Annotated in this window: 19 protein-coding genes and 3 pseudogenes; 15 read left to right on the forward strand and 7 right to left on the reverse strand. The window is 63.8% G+C overall.

From position 1 onward, the window contains the following. Positions 1-113 precede the first annotated feature (113 nt). Positions 114-1,118: an AraC family transcriptional regulator gene (locus MTY59_RS22635; protein WP_221043140.1), complete on the forward strand. Its 1,005-nt coding sequence runs from the start codon at positions 114-116 to the stop codon at positions 1,116-1,118. Positions 1,119-1,138: 20 nt separating this feature from the next. Here the strand turns inward: MTY59_RS22635 and MTY59_RS27515 are convergent. Further along, positions 1,139-1,366 (reverse strand): annotated as a pseudogene (locus MTY59_RS27515) (oxidoreductase); the annotation flags it as partial. A 39-nt stretch (positions 1,367-1,405) separates the two neighbouring features. Continuing rightward, a complete protein-coding gene (locus MTY59_RS22640) occupies positions 1,406-1,966 on the reverse strand; it encodes a type 1 glutamine amidotransferase domain-containing protein (protein WP_221043141.1) in 561 nt (186 codons plus the stop codon). A 253-nt stretch (positions 1,967-2,219) separates the two neighbouring features. Here MTY59_RS22640 and MTY59_RS22645 point away from each other — a divergent pair, with 253 nt between their 5' ends. After that, entirely contained in the window at positions 2,220-3,974 is a 1,755-nt protein-coding gene (locus tag MTY59_RS22645) for a helix-turn-helix domain-containing protein (protein WP_221043142.1), read from the forward strand. Positions 3,975-4,200: 226 nt separating this feature from the next. Continuing rightward, the gene (locus tag MTY59_RS22650; protein WP_221043143.1) at positions 4,201-4,587 is read left to right on the forward strand and encodes an STAS domain-containing protein; all 387 of its coding nucleotides are present in this window, start codon (positions 4,201-4,203) and stop codon (positions 4,585-4,587) included. Here MTY59_RS22650 and MTY59_RS22655 read toward each other — a convergent pair. After that, complete coding sequence (locus MTY59_RS22655) at positions 4,584-5,699, reverse strand: AraC family transcriptional regulator (protein ID WP_347881595.1); 1,116 nt, start codon at positions 5,697-5,699, stop codon at positions 4,584-4,586. The two genes, MTY59_RS22650 and MTY59_RS22655, sit on opposite strands and share 4 nt — an antisense overlap. A 332-nt stretch (positions 5,700-6,031) precedes the next feature. Between MTY59_RS22655 and MTY59_RS22660 the strand changes: the two genes are divergently transcribed. The 4 genes from MTY59_RS22660 (at position 6,032) to MTY59_RS22670 (ending at position 8,419) form a co-directional block, all read left to right on the forward strand. Continuing rightward, positions 6,032-6,754 carry a GAF and ANTAR domain-containing protein gene (locus MTY59_RS22660; RefSeq protein ID WP_221043145.1) on the forward strand — a complete coding sequence of 241 codons (723 nt, stop codon included), beginning with the start codon at positions 6,032-6,034 and terminating at the stop codon, positions 6,752-6,754. A gap of 309 nt (positions 6,755-7,063) precedes the next feature. Next, positions 7,064-7,840, forward strand: coding sequence for an AI-2E family transporter (locus MTY59_RS28080; RefSeq protein WP_488656274.1), 777 nt, complete (start codon positions 7,064-7,066; stop codon positions 7,838-7,840). Next, complete coding sequence (locus MTY59_RS27770; protein ID WP_488656283.1) at positions 7,762-7,926, forward strand: hypothetical protein; 165 nt, start codon at positions 7,762-7,764, stop codon at positions 7,924-7,926. The genes MTY59_RS28080 and MTY59_RS27770 overlap by 79 nt, the downstream gene beginning before the upstream one ends. Before the next feature lie 34 nt (positions 7,927-7,960). Beyond that, a complete protein-coding gene (locus MTY59_RS22670; RefSeq protein WP_221046598.1) occupies positions 7,961-8,419 on the forward strand; it encodes an SRPBCC family protein in 459 nt (152 codons plus the stop codon). A gap of 1 nt (position 8,420) precedes the next feature. Here the strand turns inward: MTY59_RS22670 and MTY59_RS22675 are convergent, their stop codons facing one another. Further along, entirely contained in the window at positions 8,421-10,625 is a 2,205-nt protein-coding gene (locus MTY59_RS22675; protein ID WP_221043146.1) for an amylo-alpha-1,6-glucosidase, read from the reverse strand. Beyond that, entirely contained in the window at positions 10,622-11,653 is a 1,032-nt protein-coding gene (locus MTY59_RS22680) for a glycosyltransferase family 4 protein (RefSeq protein ID WP_221043147.1), read from the reverse strand. The genes MTY59_RS22675 and MTY59_RS22680 overlap by 4 nt, the downstream gene beginning before the upstream one ends. 381 nt (positions 11,654-12,034) lie before the next feature. Here MTY59_RS22680 and MTY59_RS22685 point away from each other — a divergent pair, with 381 nt between their 5' ends. Further along, a complete protein-coding gene (locus tag MTY59_RS22685) occupies positions 12,035-12,541 on the forward strand; it encodes a DUF2267 domain-containing protein (RefSeq protein WP_221043148.1) in 507 nt (168 codons plus the stop codon). Positions 12,542-12,804: 263 nt separating this feature from the next. Then, positions 12,805-12,936 carry a hypothetical protein gene (locus tag MTY59_RS27775; RefSeq protein WP_284145238.1) on the forward strand — a complete coding sequence of 44 codons (132 nt, stop codon included), beginning with the start codon at positions 12,805-12,807 and terminating at the stop codon, positions 12,934-12,936. A 144-nt stretch (positions 12,937-13,080) separates the two neighbouring features. Here the strand turns inward: MTY59_RS27775 and MTY59_RS22690 are convergent, their stop codons facing one another. Both MTY59_RS22690 and MTY59_RS22695 read right to left on the reverse strand, forming a co-directional pair. Next, positions 13,081-14,736 carry a PucR family transcriptional regulator gene (locus MTY59_RS22690; RefSeq protein WP_221043149.1) on the reverse strand — a complete coding sequence of 552 codons (1,656 nt, stop codon included), beginning with the start codon at positions 14,734-14,736 and terminating at the stop codon, positions 13,081-13,083. A gap of 248 nt (positions 14,737-14,984) precedes the next feature. Continuing rightward, positions 14,985-16,208, reverse strand: a complete 1,224-nt coding sequence (locus MTY59_RS22695) for an MFS transporter (RefSeq protein WP_221046599.1) — start codon at positions 16,206-16,208, stop codon at positions 14,985-14,987. A gap of 215 nt (positions 16,209-16,423) precedes the next feature. On the opposite strand from MTY59_RS22695, the gene MTY59_RS22700 reads away from it, so the two are divergent. The 6 genes and pseudogenes from MTY59_RS22700 to MTY59_RS28030 form a co-directional block, all read left to right on the forward strand. Beyond that, on the forward strand, positions 16,424-16,888 hold the full coding sequence (locus MTY59_RS22700; protein ID WP_221043150.1) for a hypothetical protein: 465 nt from the start codon (positions 16,424-16,426) through the stop codon (positions 16,886-16,888). A 137-nt stretch (positions 16,889-17,025) separates the two neighbouring features. Then, positions 17,026-17,607, forward strand: a complete 582-nt coding sequence (locus MTY59_RS22705) for a DJ-1/PfpI family protein (RefSeq protein WP_221043151.1) — start codon at positions 17,026-17,028, stop codon at positions 17,605-17,607. Positions 17,608-18,054: 447 nt separating this feature from the next. Beyond that, positions 18,055-18,513 (forward strand): Hsp20/alpha crystallin family protein, encoded by a 459-nt coding sequence (locus MTY59_RS22710; RefSeq protein WP_221043152.1) that lies wholly within the window; start codon positions 18,055-18,057, stop codon positions 18,511-18,513. A gap of 164 nt (positions 18,514-18,677) precedes the next feature. Continuing rightward, positions 18,678-18,842, forward strand: a pseudogene (locus MTY59_RS22715) (thiol reductase thioredoxin); the annotation flags it as partial. Beyond that, on the forward strand, positions 18,839-19,105 hold the full coding sequence (locus tag MTY59_RS22720) for a UBP-type zinc finger domain-containing protein (RefSeq protein ID WP_221043154.1): 267 nt from the start codon (positions 18,839-18,841) through the stop codon (positions 19,103-19,105). The pseudogene MTY59_RS22715 and the gene MTY59_RS22720, both read left to right, overlap by 4 nt. Then, a pseudogene (locus MTY59_RS28030) lies at positions 19,098-19,310 on the forward strand (hypothetical protein); the annotation flags it as partial. The gene MTY59_RS22720 and the pseudogene MTY59_RS28030, both read left to right, overlap by 8 nt. Between the last annotated feature and the right edge of the window lie 87 nt (positions 19,311-19,397).

Consider the following 19,397-nt stretch of genomic DNA (forward strand, 5'->3'; position numbering starts at 1 on the left):
TGTACACGAATGCGTTGAATGTTTCCATGCGCGTTCCAGGCCGGTACGGCTAGCATGCTGGTTTGAGTGAAGCGGGAGACACCAATCGCTGACACCAGGCTGGGAGCGACAATTTGACCGAGCTACCCTTCGACCTGGCGCCTGAGATCCGGGCAACGGACGTCGATGAGGCGGCCAATGCCTTAGGCCGCGTCTATGTCACCGCCGAGCTGATTCCGAACAAGACCAAATCGGTGAACATGCGGATGAATGCGGTGCAACTTCCGCTGTTTACCGCCGGCTACCTTGGCTTCGGCGCTGACATCACCATCCGGGCAAACGAGGTGACTGCCTATTACATCGATGCCCCTTTGTCAGGCAGGGCGGTGAACCGGTGGCGTGACGGCGAGCTCATCAAGACGACGACCGGGTCAGTCGCGGTGTTCACACCGGGCACGCCGTGCGTGCTTGACTGGTCCGGCGACTGCGGTCAGATCTGTCTCAAGGTTTCTGAACCGCAGATGCGAAGGCAGCTGGAAGCCATGCTCAACCGCCCTGTGCGCAAACGGATTACGTTTGCCCGGCAGTTCAATCTGAGCACCAACGCTGCACACGATTGGTACCGCTTAGTCTGGCTCTTGGCACGTGAAGCCGGGCAACCGGGTGGGCTTCTCAACCACCGGCTCGCCGTGGCGAACTTGCAGCTTCTGCTGATCCAGGGCCTGCTGCAAATACAACCCCACAACTACACCGAAGCCTTGGCTGAAAGTGAAGGGGCGGCAAGCGCCACTGCCGCAAAGCGCGCGATCGATCTGATGCACGCACACCCGGAAACACCTTGGAGCACTGCCGACCTCGCACGAGCAACCGGGGTAAGCGCACGAGCCCTGCAGAGGGCATTTGAGCGGTCCGATCAGCCCTCGCCGATGGCCTACTTGCGGCGGCTTCGGTTACATCGGGTCCACACAGAACTTGCCGCCAGCTCACCCGACTCGGTCACGGTGACGATGGTCGCGGGCCGTTGGGGGTTCATGCACCTTGGCAGGTTTGCCAGTCTGTATCACCAGCTGTTCGGCGAATCTCCCTCGGAAACACTGCGACACCGGGTCAGCGACCCTCCCCCCACGTCGCCGTTTTAGCTGCGGGGGTGCAGCGCCTACCGAAGGATCTCCTCGGAGATGTACGGGCGTAGGAGTCCGCGGCTGCGACGAAGTTGACCCCCAGCTCGACGGCGGGCCGCAACACGCGCACGCGTTCAGTGCGGCCGGCGGGCGGGCCCCCACGCCCTTCCCCGAGAGGCGCGTCGCGCCGAAGCCGAGTCGGTGGACGGTCAGACCGCCGCCGCTGTGAACGCTCCGGATCCTTGGCCAGAAGTCTGAGTGGTCACGCTTCCACGACCGTACGCCGGACGGCTATGACTCAGAAGTCACTTAGCACGGGCCGGCGCCTTGGCGAACTGCTCCACGACGGCCCGGCAGAACGCCGGCAAATCGTCCGGTGAGCGGCTCGAAATCAAGTTCCCGTCGACGACGACCTCCTCGTCGACGACCGTGGCTCCGGCATTGCGCAGGTCCGTCCGGATGCTCGGAAACGAGGTGAGTGTGCGGCCTTTGGCGACGCCCGCCTCGACGAGCGTCCACGGGCCGTGGCAGATCACTCCGACCGGCTTACCCGAACCGACGAAGTCGCGGACAAACGCGACTGCTCGATCGTCGATTCGAAGCTTGTCGGGATTGACCGTGCCGCCGGGTAGAAGCAACGCGTCATAATCGTCGACAGACGCCTCAGAAATCTCCCTGTCGACGTCAAAGCTGCCACCATCATCTAGATCGTTGTTTCGGGCCTGGATCTGTCCCGAATGTAGCGACAGCAGTTCAGTCTGCGCCCCGGCCTCCTGAACCTGGTCCCGGGGGACTTGCAGCTCGACCCGCTCCACGCCGTCGGCCGCGAGTATCGCAACCCTTTTGCCCTGCAATGCGTCTGCCATTTTGAAAGTTCCTTCCGTCGCTGAACGCCACCAGCGCACCCTTGCACCGACATCCCGCCGGACTCTTCACCCTCCGAGGCCTAAATTGATGACGGCATTTTGCAGCGGTGGGCCGAATTCGCGCGCACCATCACCTCAGATCGATTGTCCCGCAACGGCTATCGGCTATGGTCTGCCCTTATCCCTATTGGTTGAATCGGCGCCGTCCCGGGTACAGCGGGGATGTCAGGTCGGGAAATGATGAGGTGGGGCCATGACTGTGGATACATCAGGACCGACGGCGGGCATCGATCACCGTGCCGAGCTTCCAAGCTTGTACGGCGTTTTCATTCTGTCTTCGTTGATGTTCGACGGTCGCCCGGCCAACGCCGTACTGGAATTGGCCGCGGAGGCAGTGCAATGCCTGGGCAAGTGCTTTACTGAAACCGCCTATCGGTTGGTCGACGGATCCCTGGTCCATAACAGCGATCCTGACCGCCCGCTGGACAGCGCCCTCGACGCGGCCATCGCCGCCAGCCTGGGCGTCGATCACGAGATCGTGCTCCCCGACTCGAATTGGCGATATGCGATCACGCTGCGCACCACCGATGCCGTCACCGGTGTCCTGGTTGTCCGCGCCCAGGATCCCGCCTCCTGCCACGAGTTGGTGTTGCTCAAAGCACTCGCGCAACAGGCGGCCACCGCGATGGCAAGTGCCGACGTCATCGAAAGGGGACGACGCCAACACATCCAGCTCAGGGAGCTGACTGACAGACACGAGAAGGCGATTCGCCGGATGTCACGCAGCGTGGCCGAACTCGAGCGACGGGAGCACATCCATAAGGCTCTGACCAACCTGTCCGGATCGGCGGATGCGGCCGGAATTGCAGACGCATTGCACGACCTGACCTCATTGACAGTCTCGGTCGAGGACACGTTTGGAAACTTGCGAGCATGGTCGCCCGCGCCGATTCCCACCGCATATCGGGCGGTCGGCGGGGGCAACCGCGAAGACGTGATTCGCAACGCAGGATCGCATGGACACCACAGCGACTGCGGGAACCGGATCTTCAGCCTTATCCGCGCAAAGGCAGATTTCCTGGGAGTCGTCGTGCTGCACGATCCGCAGCGCCGGGCTGATCTGCTCGATATCTTCGCGCTGGAATACGCGGCGGCGGTGTTGGCAGTGGAATTCTCCCATCAGCGCTCACTCGCAGAAACGGAGTTGCGACTGAGTCGGGATCTGGTCGACGATCTGCTCGCCGGAACTGATAATGCGACGGCATATGCCCGGGGTGAGGCCCTGGGTTACAACCTGCGCAGGCCGCATCGGGTGACGGTCCTGCAGTGGAGCGCCGAAATCGACGGCGCCCTCATCGCCCGGTCGGCCACTCGGTGGGCGACCTCCGCGGGTTTGCGCCCGCTTTGCGCGCGCCGCCCGTCGATGACGATCCTGCTCACCGAGGATTTGCCCGAGCCACGTTCTCTGTATCGTGCGATATCCGCGGCTGTTGGGAACGGGCGTGGGTGGATCGCGATCGGGTCGGTCGCGACAACTCCCTCCGAGCTACCGCGGTCCTTCGCAGAGGCCCGACGAACCTTGCGCATGCAGAAAGCTTCGGTAGGCCGGCACGGTTTCCGTCGTTTTGATGACCTAGGCGTGTGCCGAATCCTCGATCCGAGCGACAACAGCCCTGAGGTTCGTGAATTCCTAGCGGAATGGCTAGGCCCCCTCATGGCATATGACCAGGAGAAAAACGCCGAACTGGTCAACACCCTGGCGCGCTATCTGGATTCCGGAGGGAATTACGATCACACGGCGCGCGCGCTCAACATTCACCGCAGTACCCTGCGTTACCGCCTCGGGCGCATCCGCGACATTTCGGGCCACGACCTGCAGAATGTGGAGACGCGCCTCAACCTTCACCTCGCCACAAAAGTTTCCGAGATGATCGGGGAAACGCAGCCAATCACGCGGGCTACCAGCGCCGGCGAGCGAGGGCCCTCAGATGAACGGATGCCAAAATAGTTGCCGCTCGGCCGCCCGTCGGCTCCATGGGCGCCTTGCATCGCTAATCATTGACTCCGTTGACCTTTTGTCATGGGTAGAACGTTGTTCCTCCGCTCCCCAGCCGACCGACCAGCACCGAGACCCACTGGTGATGGGGGTGCGGCGCAGATCGGACAGCGCCGGGACGCTCGACGGATATCGAGACACCCATTGGCTTGCTTGACTCTCTAGAAGCACTAGGGAGGTGGGGTCAGTCAGCGAGCGTGAAGCAGAAGGCCAAGAAGGGGGGTCGTTCTCGTACACCGTGCAACGACTTCCCGACACCACGAGCATCGTCTACGCGACAGGTGTGCTCGACGGTGAAACACACGCAGGGCTGTCCCGCGTCATCGCCGACGAATTGACACAAGAGCCGGCACAGCTGGTGCTGGAGCTTTCAGGCGCGACGTCCATCGATGACGCCGCTGTCGAGACCTTGGTCGGCGCTACGGCGCTGGCGGCAGAGTCCGACACATCGTTCTGCCTAGTCATGTCGCCGACCGGTCCCATCGCGAGAGTTCTCGCAGCCGCCGATCTGCTCGAGCGATTCGAAATCTTTGCGACGGTCGACGAAGCGCAACGTCACCCCTAGCGTTCCGCCACGCGAAGCGTCTGTGACGGGGGTTCACCGAATAATTGACGGTACTGCTGAGCGAACCGGCCGAGGTGCACGAATCCCCAACGGCTCGCCACCGTAGTGACCGCTGAGGGCCGTGTCCGTGACGCGTCAGCGAGCTCGGCCCGTACCCGTTGCAACCGTAAGTGGCGCAGGTACGTCATAGGCGGCGGCTCGCCCGCCTTGGCGAACGCCTTCTGCAGTGCCCTCGCGCTGACACCCGTCGCGCGGGCAAGTGCCGCGGTCGTCCACTCCGATTCCGGATAACTGCGCATCAAGTCGATTGACTGCTGCACCGTCGCTGCAGAGGTAGGCCGACCATCCTCATGGAGTGCGTGCGTGTAGTTGTGCGGCTGCGTGAGCAGTAGACCCTCGAGGAGCAAATGCTGCAAATTCGCGGCGGCGAGTCGATGGGCGAGGATTCCGGCATGGTTGCCGGCCTCTCGCGCCAGAACCGCTACCAGGCTCAGCCAACTTTGCGATGACCTGTCCGTCAGGTCCAGCCGACGAGCGAACTCCACGGCCTTACCAATCGACCGGTCGAGCAACTGTTCCAGCTCGCGAGTCAGCTCGGCCGGGGCGATCTTGATGCCGAGCTGGCCGCAATCGCGTGACCATAGATGTTCGACGTCGGTGCCGGGTCTGAAGACCGTCGCCGACCCGGGCGAAGTGACGGTGGTTGCGTGACCATCGGGCCAATTCGTCAGGCTGTGACCCGACACTGCGACAGCGATCTGATAGCCGGGCATGTCCGCTACCCGCATCGTCGCCTCACCACCGAGGTCGAGGTAGCCGATACTGAGCAGCGGCAGCTGCTCGGCCATGACGCGAATGTGTAACGAGCCCGTAGCGCTCGGAGTGATCGCGACAGGGAAAAACGCGGGCCGCAGGACCTCCGTCGCTTCGTCGATATCCGTCGTGTCCGTTAGTTGCGCCCAATGGGACGTCAACGCGTCGAGGTGGTTCGCGACAAGTCGCTGACCGTCCTGGTTCACCGCCGCATCCGCCCTCCACCTGCGAAGTTGTCGGGCCCGTATTGCATTTCCCAATCGTGGGCATCTCACGGTTTCCCGCGTCGGCCCGTCCACGCCTCTGGGATTTAGTTAACATTCTTAACTCATGAAGCGCCCCACGGCACGTCGGGTCCCCCTTTCCAGGTGAGCGGTGCCGACACGACGCATGAGGGGTTTCTAACGCCTCGGGTCGCCAAGACTCGGACACTAATGGCTCCGCGAGGTCGACGACGCTTCCGATTTATTGATCTGTTGGGTCGACGCCTGAACTCCAATCCGGTTGGCATAGTGGTACGGCAGTCGCGCAATACCCGTCGGGAGTTTGGGGGAGGAATGGGAACAACGAAACCGGCTATGCGGCAATGGTTTGCGATGAGTCACCACGCTTCTCCCGAAATGGTTTCGCTGTGGTCGCGGTAGGGCACTTCGCGGATCCCGAGCAACCTCGCCACGGGCGCCGCGGTAAAGCGGTTCAGTCGACGACCGCAAAACTGGCCGGTGCGATGGTCGGCACAGCGGGCATCGAGGACGCCCTCAGCAAGCTGACCGGTGCCTCATTGGCATTGATACCGGGCGCCGACTGCGCAAAAATTTCGATAATCGAAAACGGCCATCTGCGATCGATCACCGCGACATCGCAGCTGACCTCAGCACTCGACAGCGCTCAGCAAGCGGCCGGCCACGGTCCATGCCTTGAGGCGATCACCGCAAAGAAAGCGACTCGCTGCAACGATCTGCGCACCGATACCCGATGGCCGCGATTTGCGCCTTCCGCCACCACCGCCGGGGTGCACAGCGTCTTGTCCTCTCCGATAGACATTTCCGGTGACACTTGGGCAACGTTGACTCTTTTCGGGTTCCGAGCCGAAGCCTTCGGGCCCGACTGCGAGGTGGTTGGCGCGATGCTCGCCAACCATGCCGCGATCGCACTTATGCAGGACGAGCAGGAGCGTCAATTCAAGGCCGCGCTTGCCACCCGCGACGTCATCGGGCAAGCCAAAGGCATGATCATGGAACGCTTTAGTGTCGATGCCGCTCGCGCCTTCGCGATGCTGAGAGCGATCTCGCAAGAGACCAATACCCCGCTGCGGGAATTGGCCTCCCGGCTTGTCCACTGCGCGAAGCAATGACGCGATGAGCAACACGACGGAGCTGAGCGCGGCTGCAGCAAGTAGCCTCACCCGGGGGCCCGGCGACACAGACGGAGGGCCCATTGCTGATGCCGAAGACGTTGCGGCGCAGCTCAGTACACCAGATCAGCCCGTGGGGCCTCCCCGGCGCCGATTCGACTGGCACTCACCGTTCTTCGTCGGCCTGACCGCGTCGGCCGGTGTCGCGGTGACGTACAGCGCGGTACGCGGTCTTGCGGCGGTGTCGTCGATGCTTCTCTTGATTGGCGTAGCTTTCTTTGTAGCCTTGGGGCTCGAGCCTGCCGTGTGGTGGTTGGTCGGGAAGAAGGTGGCTCGCTGGGCGGCGGTCACCGTGGTGCTGTTCGCAGTGATCGCGGTGGTGGCGGATCGCTGGCCGCGGCCATTCCCCCGCTGGTGCAGCAGGCGCGGGAGTTCACCGACCAGGCGCCCCATTACATCCAGCACATCGGGGACCATTCGTCCTGGATCGGCCGGCTCAATGACCGCTTCCGCCTCCAACAACGAATCACCGAGACAGTCAACGGCTCCGGAGGGCCGGTCGTCGGGCAGGCCGTCAAGGCGGGAAAGGCGGTCTTCGGGGCCGTAGCCGACGTTGTCGTCGTCGCCGTGCTGACGGTCTACTTTCTGGCCGATTTTCCCCGGATCCGCGCGACCTTATACCGCTTCGTGCCGCGCTCCCGCCGTCCCCGTGCGATCCTCCTCGGGGATCAGGTGTTCGCGAAAGTGGGCGCATATGTGTTCGGCAACATCGTCATATCGGCCATCGCCGGGGTGGCCAGCTTCGTCTGGCCCGTCATCTTCGATGTGCCCTATCCGCTGCTGCTCGGCATATTCGTAGCTTTGCTGGACCTCATCCCGTTCGGGTCGAGCGTCGCCGGTGTCATCGTCGCCGCAGTCGCACTCACCGTCTCCATTCCGGTAGCATCACAACTCTGTTGTTCTACACGTGCTTCCGCTTCGCCGAGGACTATCTGTTGGTACCCAAGATCATCGGGCCCGCGGTCAACGTGCCGGCGGTCGCCACATTGTTGGCCGTACTCGTCGGCGGGGAGCTGCTCGGAATAGTTGGTGCGCTCGTTGCCATCCCGATAGCGGCAGCCGTTCAACTGGCCGCTCGAGAACTTCTTTTCCCCACGTTAGACAGACTCTGAATAAGGCCATCGGATGTTCGAACCGGAGGGCGACATGACGGTCACTCGAGATGTCGACGCCACATGCGAGCGCGTCTGGGATGTTTTGGCCGACGGTTGGACCTATTCCAGCTGGGTGGTAGGAAACAGCCGAACGCGCGCCGTGAGTAGGAGATGGCCTTCGCCGGGCACCCGGATCTTGCACTCCATCGGAGCTTGGCCGGCGGTGATCAACGACGAGACCGTCGTCGAATCCTGCTATCCGCGCAAGGAACTCGTCTTGTTCGCCCGGGTGAGGCCGGCAACGGAGGCGCGCATCACGTTACGGTTGAGCAATAATGGCGCGGGCTGTCGGGTCGCAATGTCAGAATTAGCGGTGTCGGGCCCCTCGAGCTGGTTGCCCGAGTCCCTGCAAGCCGCGGCATTCGCACCGCGGAATCGTGAATGCCTTTGGCGGCTAGCGCAAATTGCCGAGCGCCGGGATGCCGACGAGCTGCCAACGAAGGCGACTTAACTCAGTGACTTTGATCGTGCTGCTGCGCCGAAGCGCGACCGGGCGAATGCCTGGGCTGGGCTGTAACCAGCCGGACTCCCGGGGGGAGGTCGCACACGTCGACGCCGCCCTCTGCGTCGACGGTGAGGCTGATCCGTGTGCCGGCGAGGGGGACGTTGTGCAGGCGCACAGGCAAGAACCGACCCGGAGCCATCGGACACACCTGAACCTGGCCGTGCGGAATGTCGGGGTTGAAGCGGAGTAGGCTGCGCAGCACCAGGCGTGAGGACGCAGCGGCCCAGGCTTGCGGCGAACATGACGTCGGATACGGCACGGGACGCGAGAACTCGGCACGGGGAAAGCCGCAGAACAGCTCGGGCAGCCGACCCCCGAAGTATTCGGAAGCGTCGAGAAGCCCCAACGCAATCTGTTGAGCCTCTTGGACAAAACCGTAGTTCGCGAGCCCGGCGACGGCGACGGCGGTGTCGTGCGGCCACACGGAGCCGTTGTGATAGCTCATCGGGTTGTAGGCGTTCATCTCGGTGGCGAGAGTCCGCACACCGAAGCCCGAGTTCAGCGCAGGCCCAACAAGATGCGCGGCCACCGCGGCGGCCTTGTCGTCGTCGACGATCCCCGTCCACAGGCAGTGCCCCATGTTCGACGCGATAGCGTCGACTTGATGTTTGGCGCCGTCGAGCGCAAGCGCGAACGCCTGCTGTTCGGGCATCCAGAAGGCCAAGTTGAACGCCGCTTTTAAGCGCGCCGCCCTGCTGCGCCACTGTTGGGCGCAGACTGGGTCACCGTCTCCCTCGGCGAGGCACGCCCGGGCCTGAAACGCTGCGTACACATAGCCCTGCACCTCGCACAGCGCTATAGGTGGGGCGGCCAGATGCCCGTCGGCATGGTTGACGCCGTCGAAGGAATCCTTCCAGCCCTGGTTGACCAAGCCGCGGTCGGTGTGTCGGCGGTACTCCACGTAACCGTCTCCATCGGCGTCGCCGTACTCGATGATCCATGCCATGGCGCGGTCTGCCGCGGCGAGCAGGGCGGGCCGGTCAGCCTCGGGAAGGGCCCCCCACCGATCGAGCTCCGCGAGCAGCATGACGAAAAGTGGTGTGGCGTCAGCGGTGCCGTAGTAGGTGGTTCCCCCGCCCAGCGTCAACGCCGCCTCCCTGCCCAAACGAACCTCATGCAGGACGCGGCCCGGCTCCTCCTCCGTCAGTGGGTCCACCCGGGTCCCCTGCAGCCGGGCCAGAGTGCGCAAGGTGTTCAACGCCAAGCGCGAGTCCAGGCCCAAGGCCATCCATGCGGTCAACAGGGAATCTCGGCCGAATAGCGCCATGAACCATGGTGCACCGGCGGCAAGGATCGGACAGCCCGGCTGTGCCGGGTCTTCGATCTGGAGTGAACCCAAGTCGCGGGTGCCCACCTCCAGTGAACGATCCAGCGCCGAATCGCCAGTCGCTATCAGTGGATTCGACAGCCGCCATGCGTGCAGCCGTTGCGCGGGCGCGCTGGTATCTATCGGTTCGCCACAGCGGTGCCGAAGCTGAACTCGCCTGCCGCCGGTCGTGGCTTCCACGGCGAAACAGGTTGACCACTGGGAGCGTTCTGGGACCACGATCCGGAAGGTGAATCTGCCTGGCGTGACGCTCGGGTCTCCGGTGGCCGTGATCTGAGCGCTGCGGGTGTCGTCCGGACCAGCGAGCGTGAAAGTCATTGACGCCGTTCCGATGTCGACGGCGAGGCCGTGCGGTGGCTGAACCCTCCCCTCTTTGACGGCGAAGAGATCCGCGAAGTCCGTGTCGACGGTCAGTGTCACGGTGACCCCCACCGGCTCGGCGCCGAGGTTGCGCAATATCAGGTCCTCGCGCAACCCGTCACCGACCAGCCTGTCGCGCAGGACCAGCATCGTGCTGTCCGCCAGCCATCGACGCGGCGGAGCCCGGCCGACGAAAGTCGCGCGGTACGGTTCGGTGGGTTCCTGGATCGTGGACAGGTTTTGCACTGGCTCGCCGTCGATGGCAAGGCGCCAGCAGGACAGCATTCGGGTGTCGGCCACGAACAGTCCGTGTGGCTGGTCGCGATGGACGTCGCCCGATACGGCCGAAATGCAAAACGTCGAACCTTCCAGCAGCGTGACGTCGCCGTCGCCGCCGGTCACGGGCGGGCCCGTTCCGGACGCCCAAGCTCCGGCCGCGCATTCTTCCCCATCGACGAAGGTCACCGTGCGACCATCTGCCGGTACAAGGCGAGGTGGTCGTCGATCATCCGAGCGGTGGAGAAACGCTGGATGACGGCGCCGCGGCAGACAGCACGGTCCAACTCATCGACGTGGTGGATCGCGCTCACCAGGTCGGCGGAATCGAAGCAGAGGAACCCCGTCCTGCCGGTATCCACGATCTCGGGTGCGGCGCCGTTGGGACAGGTGATGACCGGCGTGCCGCAGGCCATCGCCTCGATCATCACCAACCCGAACGGTTCGGCCCATTGGATGGGATTCAGAAGGGCCTTGGCGGCACCCAGTAACGCCAACTTCGCGTCACCGGTGACCTCCCCCCTGACGTCGACATCGTCGGTGAGCAGCGGCTCGATTTCTTCGGCGAAATATGCGCGTTCGGCTGGTTCTCGGTTCTTGGCCGCGATGATCAGCGGCTCGCCCGCGGCCCGTGCGGCCAATACGGCCTCGCGCACACCCTTGTCGGGCGTCATCCGCCCGAGGAACAACAGGTAGTCCCCCTCGCCGCTGCCTTGCGGGTATTCGTCGGGGTCGAGGCCGTGGTGAATGACCCGATCCACCGCGATCTCGGGCGCGTGAGAAGCCTGGTCGTGTGAGATCGCAACGACCGGTAGCCGCTTGCCGTAGCGGCGGTAGATCGCCCGTAGCTCACCGCTGAACGGGCCGTGGCAGGTGGTGACCACTCGGTCATAGCCGGTCGCTAAGGCCCAGGCCGGCCCCAACAGGGTGTGGTCGTGGATTATGTCGCAACCGGCAAGCGCCTCGTAGCCGCGCATCACGTGGGGCAGTTCCACCTCGCCGTGCCCGATGCGGTCCCAGTTCGCGTTGGCCATGGCATAGACGATGGGGACCCGTGCGGTGCTGTCACCGGTGGCAAACAGCACGACCTCATGTCCGGCCGCGGTCAAGCCTTGCGCAAGCTGGCACACCACTGACTCGGTTCCGCCATAACCGGGTGGGGGCACGGCGGCCCATGGCGGCGCCAACAGACCAATCTTCAAAGGCTCCTGCGTCATGACTTCATGGTGCGAATTGGCCGTCGCAACCGCACCGGCCCGACGGGACGGGAAAGGGTGGTAACGCTCGTCCCGCCAGACTAAGCCGTAACAGTCTGGGGGCATTGCGATTTAGCTACGCGCATGCCCGACGATCGGGAACGTATGGCGGTTCGCCGATCAGAGCGTGGGCCAGGAAGCGTCGAACAGTGCTGTCCGACAACACGACTGAAGCAGAGAGCAATTGTGATCCGCGCCCCCGGCTGCGCGGCGGCGCCAGGAGCGCCCTGCGTCGGCAAGGTTCCGTTGGCGACATCGAACCCCATTACTGTGCAGCACCAGGTGTGCCGATCGCGGCCCCGTGGGGCGTCGATTTTTAAAGCCGGAGAGCATGCCGGGCCGATGAGTGCCGTCCTGCACCGTGACGTGAGCTCACCCGCCAGGCTGATTACCAGCGCCGGAATCCGACTCCCGAGAACGATGCACCGGCGCTCGAGGCTCGGCACGATATGGGAAACCGAAACCAATGGAGGAAAAATGCGATATGAGGAATTCATTTCGTCAGTGGCCGAGCGTAGCGGCCTGTTCGCAGGAGACGCGGTGGCGGTCACCCGCGCCACCTTGACCACCCTCGCGGAGCGCATCAGCGGTGGCGAGGCGCGCGATCTGGCCGCTGAACTGCCCTCACCGCTGCAAGATGCTTTGCTCCCAACGGAAGAAGAGGCCGAAGCGTTCAGTTTCGACGAGTTCATCGACCGAGTGGCTGAACGGAGCGGGCGTGACGCGGAGACCGCCGAGACTGCCGTGGACGCGGTGATGGCAACGATTCACGACGCGGTGACACAAGCTGAGTTCGATGACGTCTTAAGCCAGCTGCCCACGGAGTTTCAGCGGCTGGGCGCGCGATGATCCAGCCGACGCTCGGATCCCGGTGCAAGGGACGGACTAGGGGTAGCAAACGGCGGTCAAGCGTTGGTCGGTGGGACCGGCTCTTGCGGCGGGCGGTGCAGCGTTGTCGTTGACCGGCGCGGGCGATCCCGCGTCCGCAGACCCGAATTCGATGAGGACACGATTGTCAACACGACGTGCAGTTTCCAGCAAATCGTGGCGGAGCTCAACGCGGAAGATCTCCGGGCCGCCCAGCAGTTCGCCATGACGCCGGAGGTGCAGTCGTGGGCGGGCTCAACCTGGCGGCGCCCCCAGAACTTCAGCGCTACGCCGGCACGGTGTCGCGAATCATCAACAGCTGCAACGAATGTCAGTCGGTCACCCAATATCGCTGGAACTCCCCCAGCCCGGGCTGAGGGAGGCGCTGCGCGACCGGAAACTGGCCCCAGAGATCCGAAAATGAGCGGCGAATTCGCCCTTGCGGAGCAGGAGCGGCGCTCGGGCGATGCGCCCCGCTCGCTGAATAGTTAAGCGACGCATTGGCTTCGACTACAGTGCGATCACGTACTCGCGTTAAGGAAGCGCCACGCTCGCGTAGCGGCATGCAGGTTAAAGCGAGTATCAACATCGCGAAGGTCCAAATGCGTCAGGTCCGCGATGCGGCCGAGCCGGTACCGCAACGTGCTCCGGTGAATATGCAAAGCGGCAGCCGATTCGTCGTAGTTACCGCCGCACTCGACATAGTGACTCAAGGTGTGTACCAGATCGGAGCTTTTCGCGGCGTCGTAATCCATCAGCGCCCCCAGCCATTGGCGGACGTACTCGTCGACGACGCCGGCGGTATGCGCCGCATCGACCAAATGGTAGAACCCCAGCTCGCGGTAGTCAGACGCTCCCCGGGGATGGGCCGAGTTCAGCCGGACGTTGAGCGCGCGCCGGGCTCTGAGCAAAGACCGCGGAAAATCGGCCGGCACATCACAGCGCGATCCAATGCCAATTGCACTCGCGGAGTCGCCAAGCTGTCTGTTGACTTCCCGGAGCAGTGCATCGGGATCCGGATGACTGTCGACGAGTAAGACGATCAGACTTCCTTGGCGGCCCGACAGGTAGTTCATGTGGAGGCTGGCTGCGGCACGGCCCGCGGCGGCGATGGCGGCGCTGTCGGCGCCGCGCCCGCTGCGAATCACCACGACATAGTGCGGCCGGCGCAAATCATGAACCAGCGCCTCGGCGCGGGCGTAGGCCCCGTGCTCGTCGGTGCCCGCCAGCAGGTCATCGACCAGTTCGCGGCGCAGATTCAGGTGCAGCTCCGCGAGGGTGCGTTGATGGGATAACTCGAGGCCCAGCACATTGCAGCAGTACCTGAGCGCGAACAACATGTCCTCGTCGACCTCGTCGTCGCGGACAATGAGCGCGACAACACCGAGCATCTCCGCGCGCGGCTTTATCAGGACGCACAGGCGATCCCCGGAGCGCACCGGACAAGCCTGCGTAGAGAGCGAACGCAAGAACCGGTCGCGCCGCCCGGGCTTCGGCTTCGGGTACTCGAGTGGCCGTCCGGGCCCTGCCCATGCGGAGAGGTTGCCGAACCTGTCTTCAAGGCAGACCGGACGTCCCGTCAATCGATGAAGTGCATTGACGATGCCTTCCAGGCCCTCGCCAGCGGCCAACGCCGCCTCCAGCAGCTCATGCGTATGCGTCCGGGTCTTCAGCCGGTTCACCGCGACGGCGAGAACCTCATTCGTCTCCGCGAGTTGGCTGGCGCGTCCAACTTCCCGCTGATGCAGCTCGGCGCACGCCAGCGCGGCACCGGCGTTTTGTGCGAGCAGCTGCAGCAGCAAAAGCTGATGCGGTGTGGGCTCGGCACTGGCGCCGATCACAAGGCAACCGTGTACGACATCCCGATGGCATAGAGGCAACGCCCACCCCCAATCTCCCCGGGGCAGCTCGACCCTTCCCTCCCAGCTCGATCGCTGAAGCAGGTCTGTCAGCTCTGGGCGCTCGGTTTGAGAGGATGGACACAGCTTCATCTCCTCGCCGACGGTGCAGTAACTCGCCTCGACTCGGCATGTGCATAGGGACGCAGCCCCTTCAACAGCTACCGCGAGGATGCCCTCGGAATCCAACGAATGGAAGTTAATCCGGGCCAGCGCCGCCAGGCCTTCCGGGGGGCCGGTTGGCTCGAGATCGTCAGCGATCGTCGAATTGGCGTTCATGGCCGTACGCGTTTCGATCGAACTAGCAATGGATGGCGCGGGGAAACGGGATCCTGTCGCGCGTCGCGCACCTCCCCCCGCGCCCGGGTCGGCCACCGGACTGCCACGCTTCGAAGGACTAGAGGCCTGGTCCGGCGAGACCAGGGTTCCTGGGTGCAATACCGGCAGCTTCACTGCCGAAGTCCCCGCCATATTAGCATTTCGCACCGGCCCATGTCAGTCCTGACAAACCGGCCGACCGGGGCGGGCTACCTGTCGCCGGCGCGGCGCAGCATCGAGGCGGAACCCAGCCAGATAATCAGTGATCCCAGAGAAATGCCGCCGAGCATGGTGAATGAGGTTGCGAATCCCATTGTCTGGGCAGCAAATCCGGCAAGCACCGGACTCAGCGCACCACCAAGCCCTTGCGCAGCCATCACGGCGCCCTGACCGACGTTGATGTGGCCTGTGCCGTTGAGTATGCGGGCTACCAGTCCCGGCACCGCGACTGACAGGATGCCGGCACCGACGCCATCGAGGACTTCCACCGGTATCACACCCCAGCTGGTGATCACATGGCTGGCAATGAGGGCGCGCGCCGGCAGCGCGGTGAACGCGATCAAGATGGCCGGCCAGTACCCACGGACTTCGGCGATTCTCATGGCTGCCAGCGAGGCGGGGACCATCACGGCCTGGGCGATGACGACGGTACCGGCCACGGTGATGAACGGGTTGCCGTTTTTGGCCACCACTGCCAACCCATAGAGCGGCAGCATCGCGGCGTTGCCCAGGTGGAAAAGCATCACCGCTGCTGCTACCGCCAGCAGCGGCCGGCACCTGAGGAGGACGCGCAACGACTTGATACGCGGCTGGTCGGTGGCGAGCGCCTCCCCACGGGCGAGGTGATGGTCGATGTGACCAGCCGGGATCGCCAGCACGGCGACGACAGTGAGGACCGCAAACCCTGCCGCCAGCCAGAACACCGCGGCGTACCCGAAATGCCAGCCCAGCAGGCCGGCGATGGCCGCTCCAGTCATGTTGCCGGCATGATTGAAGGCCTGGTTGCGGCCGTTTTGACCCGTGAACCTTGCTTGCCCAACGACGCCGAGGGTGATGCCGATCATCGCGGGTGCGATCGTTGCCCCGGAAATGCACATCACCGCCTGGGCCCCGGCGATCACCCAGAAGTGCTGCGACGTCAGGATGACCGCCGCGCCCGCCACGGCGCCAAGCCCGACGACGATGACGCAGGCGCGCTTGTGGCTGGTGGCGTCGACCAGCGCACCCGCCGGAGTGACAGCGAGCATGCCAACAACAGCGCCCAAGGTGATGACCGCGCCGATGGTGCCGGTGCTCCAGCCACGGCTCTGCAGTAGCACGCCCAGGAAGGGACCCATACCGGCCTCCATGTCGGCCATGAAGAAACTAACCGCATAAAGGGCGACCCGGTCTCGCTTCGACACCGTTGGCGCCGATGGGTACTCACTCGACATCCCTCGATTGTTCCGCCACGTTGGTGTGGCCGCCGCCACTCCCCCACACCTGCGGGTGCGGACGAGACCCCCGAGAGAGATACGCGAACGAAATACGCTGTGCGCGTGATCGTTTCGTCTACCTCCCAGACGACGGTGTCATCACAGTTGAGCGGGAACTAGTGGGCGTAACCGATCGTTACTCTATGGGCCGCCAATCTCGTCGGTGGCGCGCGATGGACGAAGGACAACAAATGAGATGCGTAACCTGCGGAGACGAAATCCTCCGAGAGCGAACCGAATTGGGGTTCACGTACTGCACCAAGCGAGCGTGTGTTCGTGCCAACGCCGCAGGCCTGCTGGTGGCGGAGATTGCTCAGCATAAGACGAATGCCGAGTATGTCATCCTCCGGGGTGAAGCCGGGCAAAAAGCCCTTCGGGACATGAGAGAAGGCAAGTACCGACGTGATCCCGTTGTGGTGAAGCGAGAACGCCAGCACGCGCAATTCGATGTTCCGAAAGGCGAGTTTCGCAAGCCAAGGGTGCAGAAGTACTCGTCGAACAGGATTAAGTTTGTTCAAGCCCTGCAGAGCCAGGGTTTCGCGGTGGAGGAAATTCTCGAAAAGGGTGCCTACATGGGGCTGACCCGCAGCGAAGTCGTGCGGTACATGACTGCCAGAAGGGGAAGTAATCCGCGGTGATCCGGCCGTCCTGTCACGGCGGGGCGAATAGCGACTGACATATTCGCTCCGGCGGGAGCAGGATACGGACGTCCGCAAAGGCGATGCTTGTCAACGGGAAATCCCCGTTTACACCTCATTGCCGAGCGGAGTCCGAGATGACCGAATGCCTCCAAGGTTTGAGGATCGCACTGCTTGCGGCGGACGGCGTCGGACAGACCGAATTGGACTGGTCGGGCGATGCGGTGCGACGAGCGGGCGCTCAGACGCAGCTGTTGTCGCTGCGAACCGGGCAGATCGAATCGCTCGATGAAGACCTCGACCCAAGCCGCGTGTACACCGTCGACCGGGCGGTGGCCGACGCGTCGGCCGACGAGTACGAGGCGTTGCTACTGCTGCCCGGGATGGTGAGATCCCACCAGCTTTCCAGCCACGACAGCGTGGTCTCATTCGTCGGTGACTTCATTAGCTTGGGGAAGCCGGTCGGGGTCGTCTGCCACGGCACCTGGACCCTGCTTGAGGCGGGTGTGGCCCGGGGCCAAAGTCTCCCGTCCTATCTGACGATCCGGTCCCTGCGACAGACCGGCGCCTCCATATTGGATGGCGAGCCGCCCTCGCCGCACGCGCTGCGCGCGTTCTACAGCACCATTGTCGAAGAATTTGCTCGCCTTTCCAAGCAGTTAGCTCCCGCGTCGTGCGGCGAGAGCGCAGATTCCAGCGCTTGGCTGGCTTGTGATTGAAGCGCGGCGGCGTCGCGAGGTTGGCAGCGCTGCGATAGGACTGGCCGGCTTGTGAGCAGCCGTCACCCGGCACGTTCCGCCGGGTGCCGTGACATCATTCGATTCCGAAAGGCGCTCTCGGGAAACGCATTGGCGTGCAGAAGGACCCTGCGAAAGGCTGTCGGCAAGAGCTGGCACGTCTCGGCCAGAGCACGCGCACCCGCGGACAGCTGCCGAACCAGCCTGCAACGAACGCTTTCAAAGGAACACCGCGGCCCTTCGCGCAAAGCCGCGTCACGATCCGAATGTTCGTGCTGGCGTAACGAATTGGGGCCAACAATTTCCACCCGCTGGGCGCACGCGCTGTCGACGCAACGTTGACAGAGTGGGTTCCGGACCTCACCAGGTGCGATAGGACATCCACCGGTCCGGGGTTCCGCAGCCGCGAACACCCAACTGAGGAAAAACATGACTCTAATCCGATTTGACCCTTTCCGCGAACTCGACCGACTAGCCGACCAGGCTCTGACCGGAGCGCGCTCCGCGCGAACGCTGCCGATGGAGGCGCTGCGACGCGGCGACCAATTCATCGTGGCGATCGACGTTCCGGGCAGCGACCCGAACGATATCGATGTGACCGTCGAACGCAACGTCGTCGAGATCACTGCACAGCGCCGACCCATCCGGCAGGAGGGCGACGAGGTCATCGTGGACGAAAGGCCGCAGGGTGAGTTCCGCAGGCAACTGTTCCTTGGTGAGAATCTCGATCCCGACAACCTCAGCGCCGCATGCGACCGGGGTGTGCTGACCCTGACGATCCCCCTCTCAGAGGCGAGCAAGCCACGCAAGGTCGAGATCGGGCACTCCAACGGCGGACAGCAAGCCGTTGAAACGGGTTCCGGGCCAGGCGAGACGGTTGACGCGTAGGTTCGCACCATCCGAAGTGGCAGTCGTCGGCTTGATTACCGCTCGAGGAGAACCTCCGGATGGATACCAGCAGTTCTGCGCGAAAGTCGTAACTGACGAGGTAACGCCATGGAACCAACAAAGTCAGCCCCGCGTTGCAATGAGTTGCCGCCGAACGCGCCGCCACGCTGAAGTTGGTCGAATTCGACGTGGACGAGGCGCCGGCTACCTGCCAGCGCTTCACCATTCGCGCGATACCCACCATGCTGCTCGGCGCTTCCGTTGCGGCGCAAGGAAAAAGGTTCGATAAATCACTCGCAGAACAAACCCTCAAGGAGGCACGTCAATGACCTCGACGCACATGGATCCCGATGTCGTCGCCATCAACCCAGTGAGCCCGCGCACCCACAAGGGCTGCCAAGAATGCCTGCGGCACGGCACGCAGTGGGTGCATTTGCGGTTATGCCTCACCTGTGGATACGTCGGCTGTTGCGATTCGTCACCGATGCGCCACGCGGACGCGCACTTCCGTGCCACTGACCACCCGATTGTGCAGTCCATGGAGTCCGGAGAGACGTGGCGCTGGTGCTACGTGCATCAGAACTATGTCTAGCGCCCAGCTCGGCCCACACACGTCGGGGCCGGCGCTCTATCGGTTCCTACCGCCGCCACGGCGCCATTCTGATCGGCGATCAGGTTTACAAGAACGTGGGGGGCGTGCGGTCGACACGATCCGGGTGCTCGCTGCCGGCGCCGTGCAAAAGGGCGGCAACGGCCATCCCGGCACCGCGATGAGCCTGGCGCCGCTGGCCGGCACCCAGCAACTGGGCGAACCTGATCGTCTTCTACGACCACAACCGCATCTCGATCGAGGACGACACCAAGATCGCGCTGGCCCCGACCAG

This window comes from Mycobacterium senriense, assembly GCF_019668465.1.
Classification (GTDB): Bacteria; Actinomycetota; Actinomycetes; order Mycobacteriales; family Mycobacteriaceae; genus Mycobacterium; species Mycobacterium senriense.

Coding starts and splice junctions, on each gene's coding strand:
- MTY59_RS22680 (WP_221043147.1), bottom strand. CDS start 11,653: ATGACGCAGGAGCCTTTGAAGATTGGTCTGTTGGCGCCGCCATGGGCC.
- MTY59_RS22700 (WP_221043150.1), top strand. CDS start 16,424: ATGGACGAAGGACAACAAATGAGATGCGTAACCTGCGGAGACGAAATC.
- MTY59_RS22685 (WP_221043148.1), top strand. CDS start 12,035: ATGAGTGCCGTCCTGCACCGTGACGTGAGCTCACCCGCCAGGCTGATT.
- MTY59_RS22690 (WP_221043149.1), bottom strand. CDS start 14,736: ATGAACGCCAATTCGACGATCGCTGACGATCTCGAGCCAACCGGCCCC.
- MTY59_RS22705 (WP_221043151.1), top strand. CDS start 17,026: ATGACCGAATGCCTCCAAGGTTTGAGGATCGCACTGCTTGCGGCGGAC.
- MTY59_RS22695 (WP_221046599.1), bottom strand. CDS start 16,208: ATGTCGAGTGAGTACCCATCGGCGCCAACGGTGTCGAAGCGAGACCGG.
- MTY59_RS22645 (WP_221043142.1), top strand. CDS start 2,220: ATGACTGTGGATACATCAGGACCGACGGCGGGCATCGATCACCGTGCC.
- MTY59_RS22710 (WP_221043152.1), top strand. CDS start 18,055: ATGACTCTAATCCGATTTGACCCTTTCCGCGAACTCGACCGACTAGCC.
- MTY59_RS22640 (WP_221043141.1), bottom strand. CDS start 1,966: ATGGCAGACGCATTGCAGGGCAAAAGGGTTGCGATACTCGCGGCCGAC.
- MTY59_RS22720 (WP_221043154.1), top strand. CDS start 18,839: ATGACCTCGACGCACATGGATCCCGATGTCGTCGCCATCAACCCAGTG.
- MTY59_RS22670 (WP_221046598.1), top strand. CDS start 7,961: ATGACGGTCACTCGAGATGTCGACGCCACATGCGAGCGCGTCTGGGAT.